We start from the raw sequence: 15,041 nt of genomic DNA, 5'->3' as shown, positions 1-15,041 counted from the left end.
CCACGATAAGCGGTGTTATCCGTGGCGCCCTAGTGGGGCGCCACGGGGATGCCATTGCCCACCAGGTAGTAACGTGAGAACCCAGGGATGATGACGCTGCATAGCGACACCTCTCCACCCGTGGGGATCATGCAGGCCATAGGCGCGTAGCCCTCGGCGGCCAGTGCGGCCGTCGTCTGTTGCAGCATGACCGCAGGCGCTTGCCAGGCGAGCCTTTCCCCGGCGCCCACCTGAATAACAGCAGCATCACGTAGCCGTAGCGGCAGGTCTGCCCGGCAGGCGCGCGCAAGGCGGGGCCAGGCTTCCACGCGCGCCACCACCTGTTGCGCATAGGCGTCCATGAGCGGCGTGCCCTTTGAGCGAATCGCTTGTTGCACCAGTTCCGCCAGTGCGCGCTCGCTCGCGTGCGCGGGGCACATCGAGCTTCCTGCGCCGTACAGATGCACGTCATGAGGCCAATGCGCCGAGAACGCCATTCGGCTCGTGGTCCCCGCATGCCGTCCGACATCCACCAGGATGATGTCATCGTCGAGAGCGGCTTCGGCAGCTCGCCACGCGTATTCCATGGCCGCATCGCATGTCGCGCGTGCAACGAGACGCAGCGGCGCATCGCTCAGGGTGTGGAAGTGGGCATGGAGCCAGCGAGAGACATCATCACGTTCGATGCATTCATTAATCGCGTGCAAGCTGGCCTCGGCATCTGTCGAGCCAATCGCCGTACCGCTGTTGGAGGCATAGCGCTCCAGGCCGTGGTAATCGAACGTGTCGCGCGGGTGTGCCTGGCGAACGTAGCGCGGTTGCGCCAACGCAAGCGGTATGTAGGCCGCTGTGCCATCGATAAGATGCCGATACATGCGGCACCCCACGGCGCGCCCTGCCTGTGCACGTAGCAGGGCATCGATCCCTTCTCCCAGGCCTTCGCACACGGCATCCACGGGGATGGGGGTGCAGCGGAACGCCTCGGGATGGAACAGGCTTAGGTAGTGTTCCAGCGCTTCAAACATGGCCCCGACCCTCGCGGTGGTCGGGTTGCCCTTGCCGTGCCCCGTCGCGACGGTCGTGCCGTCGGCGCGGCGCAATTCGACCTCGACCGTGCATAGCGCGTCGCCGAAGGTGGCGGAGACGGCGTGCAGGCCATGGCGATGAATGGTGTCAGCGACGCGTGCCATCGCATCGGCGATGGGGACGTCCCGTTCGAACGGAATCATGGTCGTGCTTCCTTGCGAGCAAGCAGGGGCGGGCGTGCCGCCCCTGCAGTCACTCAGTCACCGGTGACGGCGTTGAGTTCCACATCGGTGAGCTGCTCCACCTTCGGCGTTGCTGGCTTCACCTGGCCCGATGCCGGGTAGTCGACGGCATACGATTCGGCTTCGAAGTGCACAAAGCGCGGCAAGTCCTGACCCATGGTTCTGCTCCTTTTCTGAGGGTTATGCACCAGAGGGAAAGTCCTCTAGCGCCAGGAAAGGATGCGTGAGCTGGCCGTATGCGTATGTGGGCGCACGCCATGAAGGCGCGTAGGCGAAGGAGGGTGGTGCATCAGCCCAAGTCTGATGCACACAGCAGCTGCTTTAGCGCGAGGCGGTGAGCTTGAGTACCTGGCCGGGCTTGACCGCCGCGGTGTCGAGATCGTTCCACTTCATGATCTGCTCGACGCTCACCTGGTGCCGGCGCGCGATGGTCCACAGCGATTCGCCGTTATTCACCTTGTAGGCGATGAGCTTTGCATCGTCGCCCTTCGTTACCGCTTTGGCCTTGCCCTTGGTGGTGCTGGCCTTGGCTACCGATTTCGACTTCTTCGATGCCTTGGTTGCCTTCGCTGGCGCAGCGTCCGCCACGTCATCGGCGGCGGCAGGCACATCAGCGACCGGATCGACCGGTCCGAGGTTGTACTGGTCCGCAGCTGACTTCGGCAGCAGCAGGGTGTTGGTGATCGTGCCCTTCGTCGTGCGGAAGGCCGGATTGAAGTCGCGCAGGTCGTTCATCGACAAGCCCGACTGTTTCGCGGCCTGGGCAAGCGATTGCGGGCTATCCACTTTCACGACCTGCAAGGCGTCATCACGATCCTGCTTCGGTAACTGGACATTGAAGCGGGCCGGGTCGCGGATGATGCAAGCCATGGCCATCAGCTTGACCAGGTGTTCCCGGGTATTCGCCTTCATCGGCACATCGGGCAGGCCGTCGTCATCCGTCGGGCCGCCGTGCTTGTCGATCGTCTTCTTCAGCCCGAATTCGCCCGCGTTGTAGGCGACATCCACCAGGCGCCAGTCGCCGAGATCGTCGTAATAACGGCGCATCATCGACATGACCGACTCGGTGGACTTGGTGATGTCCAGGCGTTCGTCGTAATTCTTGTCCACGCGCAGGCCGAGCGTGCGTGCGGTTTGCGGCATGATCTGCCACATGCCGGCCGGGCGGTTTTTGACGCCGGGCACGTGGCGGTACTGGCTTTCCACCCACGGCAGCAGGGCGAATTCACCCGCGACGCTGTGCTTCATCGCCGACTTGTGTGCGTACACGATGAGCGGCAGTACTTCATTCACCTGCTGCTCGAAACGATTGGGCATGCGCGTGTAGGTATGGGCCCACGCCATCACCTGCGGATCGGCCTCGCAGCCCGGCATGGCGAAGCTGTCGCGCATGTCACCCCAGAAATCCGCCGGCTGCGCGGGGCGCGCCAGCTTGGGTGACATATTCACGTTCTCCACCGTATCGACGGTGGTCGGTGCGGGCGGCGGGGCCATCGGTGCGGACGGACGAGGCGTCGTTCCGGCGCACGCGGTAAGCAGCAACGGCATAAGAGTCGGCAAAAGCCGTCGGACCAATACGTTCATGCGGCGAAGGTGTCCTTGGCCGAGCGGAGCGCTGCAAAGCGTTCCACCCGCGTGGCGTGTTCCTTGCCGTGGGCCTCGGTCCAGCGGGCGATCGCCTCGCTGTCTACGCGCAGGAAGGGGTTGGTGGCGAGCTCATCGGCGAGGTGGCTGGGCACGCTGGGGCGCCCCTCCTCACGCAGGCGCGCCACCTCATCCTGACGGCGGCGCAGCGGGCCGTTGTCCGGATCGACGCTGAGCGCGAAACGGATATTGGCCGCGGTGTATTCGTGCGCGCAGCAGACCAGGGTCTCCGGCGGCAGATGGCTGAACTTGTCCATCGCGGCGAGCATCTGCTCGGCGGTGCCTTCGAAAAGACGGCCGCAGCCCACGCTGAACAACGTGTCGCCACAGAAGAGGAAGCCTTCGCCGGCATAGGCGATGTGCGTCTTCGTGTGGCCGGGCACGTCCAGCACCGTGAACGTGGCTTCGGGCGACTCAAGGGTGACCGTATCGCCATCACCCACGATCTGGGTCTTATAAGGAATGCGCGTATCGAGCGGCGCATACACCTCCACATCGTGGTCGCGCACGAGGTCGAACACGCCACCGATGTGGTCGTTGTGGTGGTGCGTGAGCAGGATCGCGCGCAGCGTCCAGCCGCGCGCTTTCAGCGCAGCTTCGACAGGGGCGGCTTCACCGGGATCCACGACGAAAGCATTGCCCTCGTCATCGGCGACCAGCCAGATGTAGTTGTCGCTCAAGGCCGCGACGGGAACCCAATGCATCGGGCGGACTCCGTGACGTCGATAGGGCGCGAACACCCAGGATTTGGCCGCCACCCGCGCGGGAGGCGGGGCAGGGGCGGCCGGACTATATCAGCCGGGTATTTCCCGCTCGTTAGTGAGTTGTTAACCCGTGCGGCCGGGGTTCAACCTCACTACACTGATCACACATGGCTGGCCTCGTCTCCGACATCTATGCGACGCCCCACCTCCGCAAGCTGATTGCGGACGAAAACCGTGTGCTCGCCCCCTTGCTCAACCGCTGCACGGGCGACCATGGTTTGCACCTGACGGCCGCACTGGGCGCCGAGGCGCCGGCGATTCCGCTCCTGGGCCACTGGGCGACGGTACGCGTCACCGGAGCCCGTCTGGAGGGGGATGTGCTGGGGAGCGGCCTCGAGCCGCTGCCTTTCACCGATGAGGCCTTCGGGGTGGTCTTGCTGCGCCATGCGCTGGAAACGACCGCCCGCCAGGACAACCTGCTTGACGAGGCCATCCGGGTCCTCGAGCCCGGCGGCATGATCGCCATTACCGGCATCCATCCCCTTGGCTTGTGGTCGCCCTGGGTGGCGCGGCAATCCCGTGGCACCCGCCCGCGCCTGACCTGGCCGTGGTGGTGGAGCCAGCGCCTGGTCCGCGACGATTTCGAACTATCGATGCCGCGCCGGCTGGGCAGCGCCTGGCCGCGCGCCGGTGGCGCCACCATGGGCGAATCGCTCATCGGCGGCGGTTACCTCCTCGTGGCGCGCAAAAAACGCCCGGCGGCTGTACCCTTGCGGCCCCGCGTGGCCGAGGTGCCCGCACCCGTGCCCGGCACGTTCGCCTCCGGCGCGCGCCGCCACGCCCGTGAACACATTCGTTGAAGAGCTCCATGACTGATCTTGTTGAAGCGTTTACCGACGGCGCCTGCCTGGGTAACCCCGGCCCCGGCGGCTGGGCCGCCCTCCTGCGTACCAAGGGCATCGAGAAGATGCTTTCGGGCGGCGAAGCCGATACCACCAACAACCGCATGGAGCTGATGGGTGCGATCTCGGCGCTCGAAGCGCTGACGCGCCCGTGTAAGGTGCACCTCATGACCGACTCCAAGTACGTCATGCAGGGCCTCCAGGAGTGGGTACCCAAGTGGCGTCGCAATGGCTGGATGACCGCCGACAAGAAGCCGGTGAAGAACCAGGATCTCTGGGTTCGTCTTGATACCGCCGCGCAGGTTCATACCGTGACGTGGGAATGGGTGAAGGGCCACAACGGCCACGAGGAAAACGAGCGTGTGGACGTCGCCGCGCGTGACCAGGCCATCGTGTTCAAGGAGAAGGGGAAGGTGGCATGAGGCAGATCGTCCTCGATACCGAAACCACGGGCCTTGAAGCGCATCTTGGCCATCGCCTGATTGAAATCGGTGCGGTGGAACTGATCGGCCGCCGCCCCAGTGGCAACCACTTCCATACCTACCTCAACCCGGAGCGCGCCATCGACGAGGGCGCTCGCGAGGTCACGGGTATCCAGGATGAGTTCCTGCTCGACAAGCCGTTCTTCCGCGACAAGGTGGAAGAGTTCCTCGCCTACATCAAGGGCGCCGAGCTGATCATCCACAACGCGGCGTTCGACGTGGGCTTCATCAATGCCGAACTCGCCCGCCTTGGGCCGGAGTACGGCAAGGTTACCGACCACGCTACCGTGCTCGACACGCTGGCGATGGCGCGCACGATGTATCCCGGCCAGCGCAACAGCCTGGATGCCTTGTGCAAACGCCTCGGCGTCGACAACACGCATCGTGACCTGCACGGCGGCCTGCTCGATGCGCAGCTGCTGGCGGATGTCTATGTCGCGATGACGTCAGGCCAGGTCGGCCTGGACTTCGTGTTCGATGCGAACGCGGAAAATGCGAAGGGCGATGTACTCGGTGACATCGTCATCAGCCGCAGGCCGGTGGTGGTACGCGCTTCCGACGACGAACTGGCGCTGCACGACAAGCGCCTCGACGCCCTCGATAAAGCCGCTGGCGGCCAGAGCATCTGGCGCAAGCTCGAGTCAGGCGAAACCATCCACTAACAGCGTCCTCGCGCGGGTCCGTATGGCTTCAACGGACCCGCGGCTCCTGTAGGAGCGCGCTTGCGCGCGATTCACCCCGCGACACGCACCAAAATAGCCGTCACGTTATCCCGCCCCGCACCCGCCAGAGCCTCAAGAATGAGGTGATCCACGGCTTCCTGCGCAGCGATATCCGCGCGCGCCACGATCTCGCCGATCCGTTCGTCAGCCACGTCATCGGTCAGCCCGTCGGTGCACAGCAAAAGCCGGGCGCCCGGGGTGAGCTCGCCACGAGCCAGGCCGATATGAAGCTGCTCCGGCAGGGTGATGCCCAGCGCCTGGGTGAGCACGCTGCGCTGCGGATGGCTTTGCGCCTGCGCCTCGGTCAATTCGCCGGCCTCCACGAGTGCTTCCACGATCGAGTGATCGTGCGAAAGGCGCTCAAGGGTGCCATCCGCCCAGCGGTAGATCCGGCTATCGCCGACCCATGCCGCTTCGTACGTTCGGCCCGCCACGCGGATCGCGGCGATCGTGGTGCCCATGGGGCGAGCATCGCGCAGGCCGCGGGAGCGTGCGATCAGCGCCTCGTTCACCCGCTGGATCGCATCGACCAGCGATTGGCCGGCGGTGACCTGCGCCACCACGCCATCGCGGGCCATGGCCGAGGCCACCTCGCCATGCTGATGGCCACCCATGCCATCGACGACCAGGAACAGGCCCAGGCTGGCATCCGCGTAGTAAGAATCCTCGTTGCGCTGCCGGCGGAGGCCGGTGTGCGTGCCGTGTCCGAACTCGATCATGGTGGCCTTGGGCTGCTTGGGGGAGGGCGCCGGGAGCGTCCCGAATGCCCCGCGAGCATGCCCCATCAAAAGCCTGTTGTCACGGCGAGGCGGACCCATTATGATTGCCGACTCGGCAGGCCCCACAGCCCGCCGTCGACCCTGCGGAGAGGTGGCAGAGTGGTCGAATGTACCTGACTCGAAATCAGGCGTACGTGTAAGCGTACCGTGGGTTCGAATCCCACCCTCTCCGCCACTATTTACAAAGAAGCCCGCTCAATGCGGGCTTTTTTGTGCCTGTTCGAGGCTGGCGTAGGCGGGCACCTGAATGATCAGCGGTGCCATGGCCGGCGATGATGCTGTTGGCAGCGCCGTTTTGAACGACGAGCTCACGGCAAGAAACAGTCCGGCGAAGCCGAGGAACAAACCGATCACAGTGGCGATCATCCAGGTTCGTATCGACGCGTCGGCTTTATGGATATCCGCGCGGACTTCGCTGATGTCGGCCTTGGTCGCCAGTGTCGGGAGGATGGCTTCGATGCTCGTTATTCGCTCGGATGTGTTGTGCCAGAGGTTCGCTGCGTGACTGTGTGCATGGCCTGGTGTTGAGCCGGTGTCGGCCTCGTTGAGGGTGAAGCGCGATCGCGCCGCGGTGTGCATTGCCGTCATCTGATACTCCCTCTGATCGAGTCGCCGTGTGCACCATCGTTGTTTCCGGCGCGCCCGGAACGCGGACCGTTGCGTTCTAGTCGATCAACGATAAAGCCATCGACGTTTCTTGCAAGACAGCGATCGTCGCCGATCGTTGTAGGTATTCGCCCACATGAATGGCCGCACATGCTTCACGTTCTCCGGAAGAGTGAAGATGACACGGCGACACGTCGTTGCCTGCACGCGCAGGCGCCGCTGCCTTACGCATATTTCGGAAGACGCCACGGCGTGCATCGTCGATCAGCGGCATAACCTCTCCTCACGATCCGTAGCGAAGGAGGTCGACGATGAAACGTGTAGCAGCTTTTTTGTTTGGTTCGATCAACGGTGGGGTGGCGTCTACCCACGTTTGCCGCGAAGTTTTCCGGGGTAACCGTCCATGATGGCCGTTGGATTGGGTACATCGATCGCAAAGCCTGCCCTGCAAAATCAACAAGCAGCCATCGGGCAGCAGCGATCAGTAACGTCTGGGCAAACGTCAAGCGCTCTTTCATCCGGTTCATCAGCGCCAGAAAAGGCCGCTAGTCCGGACTACAACGCGTTCAACATATTTAGCAGGACGCACTGGGCGCTCGGCAATACTCTGCAATCGTTTGGGCAGCGCCTGGACGCGACGATGTCGAGGATGCGCGATATCCGACCGGACATCACCGATACGCCCTTTGACCTGAAACTCGATCACGGCCGGCTCGCCGTCGTGGACGATTCGCTGGATGAGCGCTCGCGTATTTGGATTGAGGAGTCAATGAATGGCGATAGCGAGCTTGTACGTTTGGCTGGAATGTTTAACGAGCTTGCCGTCGATGTGTTGGATCCCAAGGACTTTCGGGATCCATCTACCAGGATTCCAGGGCGTCACTACGACAAGCTGAGCAGCACGATCGATCGCTCCACGCGATTCGTTTCCCTCTTGAAGGGTGTCGAAAGTACGCGTCCCGACAGCTGGTATGCCGGTACGCCCTTTCACCGTGCTGCTGCGCTGGTCGAGCGGCAGGTGATTGCTGACACCTACGCCTACCAGGCGAAGGGTGGGGCGATTGAGCTCATGCGGAACACATCGACACCGCCTTTCTATCATTTGTCTTGATGCGCAAGTTTGTCGCCTAGCCCTCGTAAGTCACCGTCTTGATCCCGTCAACCCCACGCATCGCATCTGCCAGCGTAGCTAGCTGCTCGCGCCGCACCGGTTTGGCGAAAAGGATGGTGACCCGATCATCGCCATCCGGCTGGCGGCGCAGCACGGTTTTCGTGAATGGCAGGTGCTGTTCCGCCAGTACGGTTTCGCAAGCGGCGAGGGCGTTGACGCCGCTCAGTGTCGCGACGACGCGCGGGCGTCGGTCGCGCCTGCCGGTGAGGCGGCGTTCTAGCGGCTTGAGCATGGCGAGGATGATCCAGATCAGGCCCGTGGCGATGGCGGCGCCCCAGTAAAGGCCCGCGCCGGCAGCGAGGCCTACGCTGGCCACGGCCCAGAGACTCGCTGCGGTGGTCAGCCCGCGGACAATCTGGTCGCGCTCTACGAAAAGAATGGTGCCAGCACCAAGGAAGCCGATGCCGCTGATGACCTGGGCGGCGATACGGGACGGGTCGAGCACGACATGGTCGTTGCTGAGGACGTCGTTGAAGCCGAAGGCGGACACGATGATGGCGAGGGCGGCACCGACACCCACGAGCATGTGGGTACGGAGGCCGGCGGTCCATTCGAGGCGTCCACGGTTGATGCCGATGATGCCGCTTAGGGCGGCTGCGACGGCCAGGCGCAGGAAGATCGCAACGGGAGTAATCATCCCGCCACGCTACCGTTTGGGGTGTTTAGGGGGTGTGGATCGCGCGCAAGCGCGCTCCTACCGGAGCTCGGTCGACACCCTCAGGCTTCGAGGGGGTCGTCTTCGTGGAGTTCATCCATCCAGCCGCGGCGGCGGTGGAGTGCCCATTCCACGTGTTCGGAGAACAGGACATCGATGGGCGCGCCCTGGTCCATGGCGGCTAGTTTCCCCGCGGTAACGTTGCCGAGGTGTTCGGCCTGTTCCGCATAGCCTTCGATGCCTTCACGTTCGAGCTGGATTAGAACTTTGCGTAAATTCTGGTGGCGCGCATGCTGGACCGGCATCGGAGGTGAATTCCTGAGGTGTACGGAAGACATCGGCGGAGGCCGTGCAGCCTTTAGCGTGCCGACGTAACGCGCGTTAGAAGGGGACGTGAAGCACATTTCCGGCAATCGATATGGAGGAATCGCACGGCATCGTGCGACGCTTGGCAGTCCCCCATGAACCCGCGCTCCCCATGCCCGCCCCGTCCTCAAAGACTTACGACAGCCAGTCCGTCTATTCCCCGGCCACCCTGGCGATCTACGACACCCTCGTACTCCGGCTATCGAACCCGCTGGTCTGGCGTTGCCCGACCGGCCGGATCCTCGATCTGTACAACAAGCACGTCACCGATGCGCACCTCGATGTCGGCGTGGGCACCGGCTGGTACATGGATCACTGTCGTTTCCCGGCGCCGCCGCGGCTCGCCCTGATGGACCTCAACCCGAACGCGCTGGCTGCCGCCGCCCGGCGAGTGGAGCGCTATGCGCCCAGCACGCATGTGGCGGATGTGCTGAAGCCCATCGAGGGCCATGCGGACACTTACGGCTCCATCGGTGTCACGTACCTGCTGCACTGCCTGGCCGGCGATATCCGGCAGAAGGCGGTGGTTTTCGATCACCTGATCCCCTTGCTGGCGCCGGGCGGCACGGTCTTCGGCGCGACCATTCTGGCCCAGGGCGTGCCGCGGTCCGGGGCGGCGCAGAAGCTGATGGGCTTCTACAACAAGAAGGGCATCTTCGGTAACGCACGCGATTCGCTCGATGACCTGCGCCTGGCCCTCGCCAGCCGGTTTAACGATGTACGTGTGGATACGATCGGCTGCGTGGCGTTGTTCAGCGCAAAGAGTCCCTCGCCCTGAACTAGGCCGTGCGCTGCCCTTCCATCCAGTCGGGGAGGGCGGCGTTCACCGTGTTCAGCAGGTCATCGAGATCGTGGGTTTTCTGCGCCAGTACGCGAGCTCGTTCTGCCTCGCGGGCCTGTTCCTCCGCCTCATCCTGGCCGGCGGCGTTCACGGCGCTCACGATCAGCCGTGCGTATTCGCTGACAAGGTCAGCCGAGGGTACCCGGAACCAGATGCTGCCCTCGACCCAACGAATATCGGGCGAGGTGTGACGCGAGAAGGTGTCGTCGCAGCGCACCGCAAACAATGAGAGCCAGCGTTCGCCCGGCGCGGTATCCAGCTCCGCGAGTACGCAAAAGCCGATGTCATCCTGGTGGGCGGCATGGAAACCCGCGATGCGGGGAATGTGGCGAGTGATGGTGGTCATGGAGGCTCCCGGGGCACCGCACATATAGGCCCCGCTGCGTCGATGGCTTGCGAAGCCCGCGCGCCGCAACGCACCGCAAGGTTTTGCACGCCCCATGCACGCGAAGCGGGCTGTAATGAACGTGAACGCGATGTGCGTAAACGCAGGCGGCCGGGTGAAAGAAGACGTCAGGCAGGCACGCGATGCCCAGGTGATGCGGGACGTCCTCGACGGCCGACGTGGCGGGCTGGCCGCCCTGGCGCCGTTTGCCGGTCCGGCGGTGGTGGTCTCCGTCGCCTATATCGATCCGGGTAATTTCGCGACGAACATCCAGGCTGGCGCGCGCTACGGCTACGCGCTGCTGTGGGTGGTGGTGCTGGCCAATCTGGTGGCCATGCTCTTCCAGGCCTTGTCGGCCCGCGTCGGTATCGTCACCGGCTGCAATCTCGCCCAGCTCTGCCGCCTGCACCTGCCGCGCCCGCTGGTGTGGGTCATGTGGGTGGTCAGCGAACTGGCCGCCATGGCGACCGATCTGGCCGAATTCCTCGGTGGCGCCATTGGCCTGTCGTTGTTGTTCCACATGCCCTTGCTGGCGGGAATGGTGATAACCGGTGTCGTCACGTATCTGCTGCTCCTGCTTGAAGGGCGTGGCGCGCGGCGTCTTGAGCTCACCATTGGCGCCCTGGTCGGCGTGGTCGGGTTGTCCTACCTCGCGGAGCTGTTTATCGCCCCCGTGGATTGGGCGGCCGTCGGTCTGCATGTCTTCAAGCCAGACCTGCCCGACGGGATGGCCGTCGCCCTCGCGGTAGGCATCATCGGTGCCACCGTGATGCCACATGCGCTATTCCTCCATTCCGGCCTGACCGAGCGGCGTGCCCGGCCCGTGAACGATCCCGAGCGGCAACGGATCATTCGCGTATCGAATATCGAAGTGGTGCTGGCGCTCGCGGTCGCAGGGTTGATCAACATCGCGATGGTGATCATGGCAGCGGGGGCGTTCCACGGTGGGCACCCGGATGTCGCGAAGATCGAAACCGCCTACCAGACACTGGTGCCATTGCTCGGCGGTGCGGCCGCGACCATCTTCCTCGTATCGCTGGTGGCGTCGGGCTTCTCGAGCTCGGTGGTTGGCACGATGGCCGGCCAGATGATCATGCAAGGCTTCGTCGACGTCAGGATCCCATTGTGGCTGCGCCGGGCGGTGACGATGGTGCCCAGCTTCGTGGTGGTCGCGGCGGGCGTGGACGCCACGCGCGCGCTCGTGCTGAGCCAGGTCGCCCTGAGCATCGCGCTGCCATTTCCCATGGCCGCGCTGGTCGGATTTGCCGCGCGGCGACGCATCATGGGCGCGTTCACCATCGGCCCACTTGTGACGACGCTGGCCGCTACGGCCGCCCTTGTCGTGTTGGGATTGAACGCGGTCCTGCTCCTGGACGCCTTCGGTGCCGTGTCGCTGTAGCGGCGGCAAAACTGCTAACCTGCCGCGCCTGAACCTCACGGAGACCCTTACATGAGCCTTATCGAAACCCCGGTGTCCTTCGGTGAGCTGATCGACAAGATGACCATCCTGCAGATCAAGCTCCAGGAAATCACCGATGAGGCCAAGCTGGCCAACGTGCGCAACGAGCTGGAACTGCTTGAAACCACGTGGTCCAACCACGCGGCCTCCAAGACCGATATCAAGGACGAAACGGGCCGCCTGCTGGCCGTGAACAAGCGCCTGTGGGATATCGAAGACCGCATCCGCGTGAAGGAAAAGGCGCAGGAGTTCGATAACGACTTCATCCAGCTCGCCCGTTCCGTGTACTTTGAAAACGACGAGCGTGCCGCGGTGAAGCGCGAGATCAACCTGAAGCTCGGCTCCACCCTGGTGGAAGAGAAGTCGTACAAGGATTACGGCGCGAAGCCGAAGTTCTGATCAACGCTTCAGCGAAAGCTGCAGGAAGTCCGCGCAGGCTTCAAAGCGGTCGATCATCTCCGGCACCTCGACGAGATCCATGACACCGGCTTTCTCGATCTTGGTGCCCCAGGGGATCTCGGCCGCCGGTTTGCCGAAGAATTTCCGTGACGCGGCATCGTATTTGTCGACGCACCAGCGGCGGTCGGAGTAAGGACCCGAGCGGTGCGGATTGCTTGCGGCATGCAGCCCCAGCACCTTCGTCCCGGCCGCATTGGCCATGTGCATCGGGCCGGAATCCGGCGTAAGGATCATGCTCGTCCGGGCGAGCAGGGCCATGAATCGCTTCAGGGTGTCCTTGCCCGTGAGGTCCATGGGGGCGGTTTTCACCGCGCCGAGGATCTGGTCGGCCAGCTCGCGTTCGGCGGGTGAAGGCCCGCCGACGAGCGCCACGCGCATGCCACGCGCCATGGCGTGGTCGATCACGGCGGCATAGCGGTCAACACGCCAGTTGCGCACCGTATGGCTCGACATGGGGCTCACCAGCAAGGTCGGCGTGTCGCCAGGCAACTGCTCGGCCGCCCAGGCATGCGCGTCGGCGGGCACGGGGATATCCCAGCGCACCTCGGTCTGCTTCAGGCCAAGGGGCTCGATGAAGCTGGCCATCGCGTCGAGCACATGCTCGCCGGTGCGGGCGGGGATGCGTTCGTTGACGAACAGTCCGTGGAGATCCTTGGAACGCGCCTTGTCGTAGCCAATGCGACGATCGGCCTTGACCGCCAGGCTGAGCAGGTTGGAGCGCAGCGCCACCTGCATGTGGAGCAAGGCGTCGAAATGGCGGCCAGCCAGCGCCTCGCGCACGGCGCGCACGCCCTCGCGGCCTTTGCCCTTGTCAAACAGCACGAAATCCACGCCGGGCAGGTCGCCCACGAGCTTCTGCTCCAGCTTGCCGACGATCCAGGTCAGCCGGGTCTGCGGCACCGCAGCCTGCAGCGTCCGGATGAGGGGTACGACGTGCGTTACATCACCAATCGCCGAGGTGCGCAGGATGCATAGGCTGGAATCTCCCGGCGGGAGGGGGCGGCTTGCTAGACTGGACACGATCGGGTTACCGGATAGGTGGCCGCCAGGTGGGCGGCCCTTCAGATGACAGACCAACGAGTAACGGAGGCCGCGGGCGGCACGATTTTGTTCGACGCGGCCCGGGCAGCTCAAGTCGACGCCAGCTGGTTCTCGCCTGAGGCGTGGGCCAGCCAGGGCGCGTTGCGTGCCCAGCCGGGTGGCCGGGGCGGCGTCGCCATTATAGATACGCCAGCGGGCGAGGCTGTGCTGCGCCACTACCGCCGTGGCGGCATGGTGGCCGCATTGCTGGGTGATAGCTACCTTTTTACGGGCCACGAGCGCACCCGTAGCAGTCGTGAGTTCCGTCTGTTGGCGGAGCTGGCGCGGCGTGGCTTGCCCGTACCGCCGCCGGTCGCGGCGCAGCACGTCCGTGGGGGGCTGGGCTATCGCGCCGACCTCATTACGCTGCGGATCCCCGAGGCCCGTACGCTCGCGGAGCGCGTGGCGGATGGCGCCTTCAACGAGGCGCTGGCTCGGCAGGTGGGCAGCCTCGTGGCGCGCTTCCACCGCGAAGGCGCATGGCATGCCGATCTGAATGCGCACAATATTCTCGTGAATGCCGATGGCCTCTACCTGATCGATTTCGACCGTGGGCGCCTGCGTCGCCCGGCGGTGGGCTGGCGGCGCGCCAATCTCGCGCGGTTGAAGCGCTCGCTGGTGAAAATCGGCGCGCGCGAAGAGGGCGATATGTTTGATGAGGTCCTGTGGCCTGCCTTGGTCCAGGCCTACGATGAGGGTTTCCGCGCGTGAGCTACGACCTCCGTTTCCTCGGCACCGGAGCGGCGCACGCCGTCGAACTCGGCTCCTCGGCCGTGGTGCTTGAGCGTGATGGCCGGCCCTTGCTGCTGGTCGATTGCGGGCCCGACACCCTGGATCGTTACGTGGACACGTACGGCGCACCGCCCGCGGCGCTCTACATCACCCATACCCACATGGACCATGTGGCTGGCATGGAACGGCTGTTCTTCCGGCTGTGGTTCGACGAAACCCTGCGCGGCCGCACCAAGGTCTTTCTCCACGCGGGCCTGTTGCCCTGGTTGCAGGGCAGGGTGGCGGACTACCCGGGTGCGCTGGCCGAGGGTGGCGTGAATTACTGGGAGGCCTTCCATCTGGTCCCGTGCACGCGCGGTTTCTGGCACGAAGGCCTGTGGTTCGACGTGTTTCCCACCCGGCACCACGTGCAGGGCACGTCCTACGGCCTGGGCCTGCGCGGTTCCTTCGTCTTCACGGGCGATACGCGGCCCGTGCCCGAAGCGCTTGCCCTCCATGGCGCCTCCGGCGAACTCATCGCCCACGATTGCGGCGTCGTCGGCAACCCATCGCACACCGGGGTCGATGACCTCGAACGTGAGTACACCAGCGAGGTCCGTGCCCGGATGGCGCTCTACCACTACGGCAGTGTCGCCGACGGCGAGACGCTGGAGGCGCGCGGCTACCGGATCGCCCGGCCAAGTGAGCGCCTGGCCCTTCCCGAACCCCCGCCAGCACGCCCCACGGCGGGCTAGGCGCTTGTGCGGGGCCCCGCATGCCGTTATCCTTCCGCTTCTTTGCCGGGACGGAAGCCGGTGAAGAGGTAGT

20 protein-coding genes and 1 tRNA gene are annotated in these 15,041 nt (G+C 64.5%); 10 read left to right on the top strand and 11 right to left on the bottom strand.

All coding sequences use genetic code 11. The features are described 5' to 3' along the window. Nucleotides 1-29: 29 nt before the first annotated feature. From L2Y96_RS14550 to gloB, 4 genes are all read right to left on the bottom strand, one after another. A complete protein-coding gene (locus L2Y96_RS14550; protein WP_247327616.1) occupies nt 30-1,208 on the bottom strand; it encodes a YcaO-like family protein in 1,179 nt (392 codons plus the stop codon). Between the two features lie 53 nt (nt 1,209-1,261). Beyond that, entirely contained in the window at nt 1,262-1,405 is a 144-nt protein-coding gene (locus L2Y96_RS14545; RefSeq protein WP_247327614.1) for a hypothetical protein, read from the bottom strand. 163 nt (nt 1,406-1,568) lie between these two features. Further along, a complete protein-coding gene (locus L2Y96_RS14540; protein ID WP_247327612.1) occupies nt 1,569-2,831 on the bottom strand; it encodes a transglycosylase SLT domain-containing protein in 1,263 nt (420 codons plus the stop codon). Then, a complete protein-coding gene (gloB, locus tag L2Y96_RS14535) occupies nt 2,828-3,595 on the bottom strand; it encodes a hydroxyacylglutathione hydrolase (protein WP_247327610.1) in 768 nt (255 codons plus the stop codon). The genes L2Y96_RS14540 and gloB overlap by 4 nt, the downstream gene beginning before the upstream one ends. Nucleotides 3,596-3,762: 167 nt before the next feature. On the opposite strand from gloB, the gene L2Y96_RS14530 reads away from it, so the two are divergent. From L2Y96_RS14530 to dnaQ, 3 genes are read left to right on the top strand one after another with little or no spacing between them, the layout of a single operon-like run. Next, nucleotides 3,763-4,455: a methyltransferase domain-containing protein gene (locus L2Y96_RS14530; protein WP_247327608.1), complete on the top strand. Its 693-nt coding sequence runs from the start codon at nt 3,763-3,765 to the stop codon at nt 4,453-4,455. 8 nt (nt 4,456-4,463) lie between these two features. Then, nucleotides 4,464-4,919, top strand: a complete 456-nt coding sequence (gene rnhA / locus L2Y96_RS14525; RefSeq protein ID WP_247327606.1) for a ribonuclease HI — start codon at nt 4,464-4,466, stop codon at nt 4,917-4,919. Further along, nucleotides 4,916-5,641, top strand: a complete 726-nt coding sequence (gene dnaQ / locus L2Y96_RS14520) for a DNA polymerase III subunit epsilon (RefSeq protein WP_247327603.1) — start codon at nt 4,916-4,918, stop codon at nt 5,639-5,641. The genes rnhA and dnaQ overlap by 4 nt, the downstream gene beginning before the upstream one ends. A 71-nt stretch (nt 5,642-5,712) precedes the next feature. Here the strand turns inward: dnaQ and L2Y96_RS14515 are convergent, their stop codons facing one another. Then, nucleotides 5,713-6,420, bottom strand: coding sequence for a PP2C family protein-serine/threonine phosphatase (locus L2Y96_RS14515; RefSeq protein ID WP_247327591.1), 708 nt, complete (start codon nt 6,418-6,420; stop codon nt 5,713-5,715). 145 nt (nt 6,421-6,565) lie between these two features. Here L2Y96_RS14515 and L2Y96_RS14510 point away from each other — a divergent pair. After that, a tRNA-Ser gene (locus L2Y96_RS14510) sits at nt 6,566-6,655 on the top strand. Between the two features lie 20 nt (nt 6,656-6,675). Here L2Y96_RS14510 and L2Y96_RS14505 read toward each other — a convergent pair. Then, entirely contained in the window at nt 6,676-7,068 is a 393-nt protein-coding gene (locus L2Y96_RS14505) for a hypothetical protein (protein WP_247327589.1), read from the bottom strand. A 76-nt stretch (nt 7,069-7,144) separates the two neighbouring features. Continuing rightward, on the bottom strand, nt 7,145-7,360 hold the full coding sequence (locus tag L2Y96_RS14500) for a hypothetical protein (RefSeq protein WP_247327587.1): 216 nt from the start codon (nt 7,358-7,360) through the stop codon (nt 7,145-7,147). Nucleotides 7,361-7,489: 129 nt separating this feature from the next. On the opposite strand from L2Y96_RS14500, the gene L2Y96_RS14495 reads away from it, so the two are divergent. Further along, on the top strand, nt 7,490-8,197 hold the full coding sequence (locus L2Y96_RS14495; RefSeq protein WP_247327584.1) for a hypothetical protein: 708 nt from the start codon (nt 7,490-7,492) through the stop codon (nt 8,195-8,197). 16 nt (nt 8,198-8,213) lie between these two features. On the opposite strand, the gene L2Y96_RS14490 is transcribed toward L2Y96_RS14495, so the two are convergent. Both L2Y96_RS14490 and L2Y96_RS14485 read right to left on the bottom strand, forming a co-directional pair. Continuing rightward, nucleotides 8,214-8,894 (bottom strand): MgtC/SapB family protein, encoded by a 681-nt coding sequence (locus L2Y96_RS14490; protein ID WP_247327582.1) that lies wholly within the window; start codon nt 8,892-8,894, stop codon nt 8,214-8,216. A gap of 80 nt (nt 8,895-8,974) precedes the next feature. After that, the gene (locus L2Y96_RS14485) at nt 8,975-9,217 is read right to left on the bottom strand and encodes a hypothetical protein (RefSeq protein WP_247327579.1); all 243 of its coding nucleotides are present in this window, start codon (nt 9,215-9,217) and stop codon (nt 8,975-8,977) included. Nucleotides 9,218-9,390: 173 nt separating this feature from the next. Between L2Y96_RS14485 and L2Y96_RS14480 the strand changes: the two genes are divergently transcribed. Next, complete coding sequence (locus L2Y96_RS14480) at nt 9,391-10,056, top strand: methyltransferase (RefSeq protein WP_247327576.1); 666 nt, start codon at nt 9,391-9,393, stop codon at nt 10,054-10,056. A 1-nt stretch (nt 10,057) separates the two neighbouring features. On the opposite strand, the gene L2Y96_RS14475 is transcribed toward L2Y96_RS14480, so the two are convergent. Continuing rightward, nucleotides 10,058-10,465 carry a hypothetical protein gene (locus tag L2Y96_RS14475; protein ID WP_247327573.1) on the bottom strand — a complete coding sequence of 136 codons (408 nt, stop codon included), beginning with the start codon at nt 10,463-10,465 and terminating at the stop codon, nt 10,058-10,060. A gap of 115 nt (nt 10,466-10,580) precedes the next feature. On the opposite strand from L2Y96_RS14475, the gene L2Y96_RS14470 reads away from it, so the two are divergent. Further along, nucleotides 10,581-11,903, top strand: coding sequence for an Nramp family divalent metal transporter (locus tag L2Y96_RS14470; protein ID WP_247327570.1), 1,323 nt, complete (start codon nt 10,581-10,583; stop codon nt 11,901-11,903). 51 nt (nt 11,904-11,954) lie between these two features. Then, nucleotides 11,955-12,362 (top strand): DUF6165 family protein, encoded by a 408-nt coding sequence (locus L2Y96_RS14465; protein ID WP_247327568.1) that lies wholly within the window; start codon nt 11,955-11,957, stop codon nt 12,360-12,362. Here the strand turns inward: L2Y96_RS14465 and L2Y96_RS14460 are convergent, their stop codons facing one another. Further along, nucleotides 12,363-13,442, bottom strand: a complete 1,080-nt coding sequence (locus tag L2Y96_RS14460; RefSeq protein WP_247327558.1) for a glycosyltransferase family 9 protein — start codon at nt 13,440-13,442, stop codon at nt 12,363-12,365. Nucleotides 13,443-13,487: 45 nt separating this feature from the next. Between L2Y96_RS14460 and L2Y96_RS14455 the strand changes: the two genes are divergently transcribed. Continuing rightward, a complete protein-coding gene (locus L2Y96_RS14455; RefSeq protein ID WP_247327555.1) occupies nt 13,488-14,213 on the top strand; it encodes a 3-deoxy-D-manno-octulosonic acid kinase in 726 nt (241 codons plus the stop codon). Continuing rightward, nucleotides 14,210-14,968, top strand: a complete 759-nt coding sequence (locus L2Y96_RS14450; protein ID WP_247327552.1) for an MBL fold metallo-hydrolase — start codon at nt 14,210-14,212, stop codon at nt 14,966-14,968. Before L2Y96_RS14455 ends, L2Y96_RS14450 begins: the two co-directional genes overlap by 4 nt. Nucleotides 14,969-15,041 lie beyond the last annotated feature (73 nt).

Origin of the sequence: Luteibacter aegosomaticola, assembly GCF_023078475.1 — a bacterium.
Taxonomy (GTDB): domain Bacteria; phylum Pseudomonadota; class Gammaproteobacteria; order Xanthomonadales; family Rhodanobacteraceae; genus Luteibacter; species Luteibacter aegosomaticola.
Note: the sequence above shows the minus strand (reverse complement) of the source record. Positions and strands in the feature narration are given on the sequence as shown.

What these genes read in the sequence shown, in the direction of transcription:
- L2Y96_RS14515 (WP_247327591.1), bottom strand. Translation starts at nt 6,420, where the DNA reads ATGATCGAGTTCGGACACGGCACGCACACCGGCCTCCGCCGGCAGCGC.
- L2Y96_RS14475 (WP_247327573.1), bottom strand. Translation starts at nt 10,465, where the DNA reads ATGACCACCATCACTCGCCACATTCCCCGCATCGCGGGTTTCCATGCC.
- rnhA (WP_247327606.1), top strand. Translation starts at nt 4,464, where the DNA reads ATGACTGATCTTGTTGAAGCGTTTACCGACGGCGCCTGCCTGGGTAAC.
- L2Y96_RS14495 (WP_247327584.1), top strand. Translation starts at nt 7,490, where the DNA reads ATGATGGCCGTTGGATTGGGTACATCGATCGCAAAGCCTGCCCTGCAA.
- dnaQ (WP_247327603.1), top strand. Translation starts at nt 4,916, where the DNA reads ATGAGGCAGATCGTCCTCGATACCGAAACCACGGGCCTTGAAGCGCAT.
- L2Y96_RS14455 (WP_247327555.1), top strand. Translation starts at nt 13,488, where the DNA reads ATGACAGACCAACGAGTAACGGAGGCCGCGGGCGGCACGATTTTGTTC.
- L2Y96_RS14505 (WP_247327589.1), bottom strand. Translation starts at nt 7,068, where the DNA reads ATGACGGCAATGCACACCGCGGCGCGATCGCGCTTCACCCTCAACGAG.
- L2Y96_RS14465 (WP_247327568.1), top strand. Translation starts at nt 11,955, where the DNA reads ATGAGCCTTATCGAAACCCCGGTGTCCTTCGGTGAGCTGATCGACAAG.
- L2Y96_RS14530 (WP_247327608.1), top strand. Translation starts at nt 3,763, where the DNA reads ATGGCTGGCCTCGTCTCCGACATCTATGCGACGCCCCACCTCCGCAAG.
- gloB (WP_247327610.1), bottom strand. Translation starts at nt 3,595, where the DNA reads ATGCATTGGGTTCCCGTCGCGGCCTTGAGCGACAACTACATCTGGCTG.
- L2Y96_RS14480 (WP_247327576.1), top strand. Translation starts at nt 9,391, where the DNA reads ATGCCCGCCCCGTCCTCAAAGACTTACGACAGCCAGTCCGTCTATTCC.
- L2Y96_RS14550 (WP_247327616.1), bottom strand. Translation starts at nt 1,208, where the DNA reads ATGATTCCGTTCGAACGGGACGTCCCCATCGCCGATGCGATGGCACGC.
- L2Y96_RS14500 (WP_247327587.1), bottom strand. Translation starts at nt 7,360, where the DNA reads ATGCCGCTGATCGACGATGCACGCCGTGGCGTCTTCCGAAATATGCGT.
- L2Y96_RS14485 (WP_247327579.1), bottom strand. Translation starts at nt 9,217, where the DNA reads ATGCCGGTCCAGCATGCGCGCCACCAGAATTTACGCAAAGTTCTAATC.
- L2Y96_RS14470 (WP_247327570.1), top strand. Translation starts at nt 10,581, where the DNA reads ATGAACGTGAACGCGATGTGCGTAAACGCAGGCGGCCGGGTGAAAGAA.
- L2Y96_RS14545 (WP_247327614.1), bottom strand. Translation starts at nt 1,405, where the DNA reads ATGGGTCAGGACTTGCCGCGCTTTGTGCACTTCGAAGCCGAATCGTAT.
- L2Y96_RS14540 (WP_247327612.1), bottom strand. Translation starts at nt 2,831, where the DNA reads ATGAACGTATTGGTCCGACGGCTTTTGCCGACTCTTATGCCGTTGCTG.
- L2Y96_RS14490 (WP_247327582.1), bottom strand. Translation starts at nt 8,894, where the DNA reads ATGATTACTCCCGTTGCGATCTTCCTGCGCCTGGCCGTCGCAGCCGCC.